Consider the following 1,457-nt stretch of genomic DNA (forward strand, 5'->3'; position numbering starts at 1 on the left):
CTGGTCGCCTCGCCGCCGCCGCCGACCGGCTCGGTCGCGATCCCCGCGCCGATCCGATCCCGCTGACCGGACCGCCCGAGATCATGGAGGCCGCGACCGCCTTCAACGTCATGCAGGAGCGGCTCAATCGCTATGTCGAGGATCGCACGACGCTGATCGCCGCGGTCGCACACGATCTGCGCACGCCGCTGATGCGTCTCGCGCTCCGGCTCGAAAAGGCGCCGGACGAGATCCGCGAGGCGAGCGAGGAGGATATCCAGGAGATGAGCCAGCGGATCGGCGCGGCGATGGCGTTCGTCCGCGACATGACCCGGCATGTCCGCCGCCAGCGGCTCGACCTGCGCTCGCTCGCGGAAAGCATCACCGATGATTATGCCGACCGCGGCGAGCAGGTGGTGCTGGCTCCCGGTCCGTCGCTCGCGATCGACGGCGATGCCCCCGCGCTCAAGGCGTTGCTGGTCAATCTGGTCGACAATGCCGTCAAATATGCCGGGCATGCCGAGGTCCAACTTTACCGCGACCGCGACACGGTGGTGATCGAGGTCGGCGATCGTGGTCCGGGCCTCTCCGCCGCCGATGCGTCGCATGCCTTCGAGCCGTTCTTCCGGGCGGAGCGGTCGCGCAACCGCGATACCGGTGGCACTGGCCTCGGGCTCGCCAGCGTCCGCGCGGTGGCGCATGCGCATGGCGGTGCCGCGTCACTGGAGAATCGCCCCGAAGGCGGTCTGATCGTGCGCGTCATTCTGCCGGCATGATCCGGCGCCGAAACAGGAGAAGACCGATGTCGATGCGCGCACGGACGGTGATCGCCGGCGGGATGCTGGCCGCGCTGGCGCCCGCCCCGAATGCCGCGGCAACAGCGCAGTTGAGCCCCGAGCCGGCGCGACCTGCCCGGCAGCGCCCGCAACAGGGCCGCGGCCAGCTGTTCATCAGCCCGATGGGCGAGCCGTTCCGCTCGACCCAGAAGGCCGGCGCCGCGCAGGCATTATGGTTCCAGGGCGCCGACCGCGACGCGATGGCCGGATCACCCGCGCGGAGTTTCAGGCCGATGCGACCCGGGTCTTCGCGCATCTCGACCGCGGCCGCGATGGCGAGATCGATCCTGAGGACATCGCCTGGTACGAAAACATCCTCGTCCCCGAAATCCGCGTCCGCGGTGGAGGACGCGGCGGATCGGGGGGACGTCCCGACACCGGATCCGGCAAGCGTGGCAACGCCGCCAGCCGCCGCACCAGCACCGCCGACGCGACCTTGCGGATCGGCGCGGGTCGCTTCGGGCTGTTCGACCTGCCCGAGCCGGTCACGTCGGCGGATCTGGATTTCAACCGCGGCGTCGACCGGGCAGAGTTCGCCAAGCCGCCGCCGACCGGTTCGCCGCGCTCGACCGCAATGGCGACGGCGCGATCCGGCGTCGCGAAGTGCCGCGCGCGGGCGGCGACACCTGGCGCAACGGCGAC

1 protein-coding gene and 1 pseudogene are annotated in these 1,457 nt (G+C 70.8%); both read left to right on the forward strand.

Going from position 1 to position 1,457, the window contains the following annotated elements:
• Positions 1–755 (forward strand): ATP-binding protein (locus NI18_RS20050; protein WP_037532804.1); only part of this gene is annotated, 755 nt, incomplete at its 5' end.
• A gap of 232 nt (positions 756–987) precedes the next feature.
• A pseudogene (locus NI18_RS20055) lies at positions 988–1,457 on the forward strand (hypothetical protein); the annotation flags it as partial.

The sequence above is a fragment of the Sphingomonas sp. Ant20 genome, assembly GCF_000783375.1.
Lineage (GTDB): Bacteria > Pseudomonadota > Alphaproteobacteria > Sphingomonadales > Sphingomonadaceae > Sphingomonas > Sphingomonas aerolata.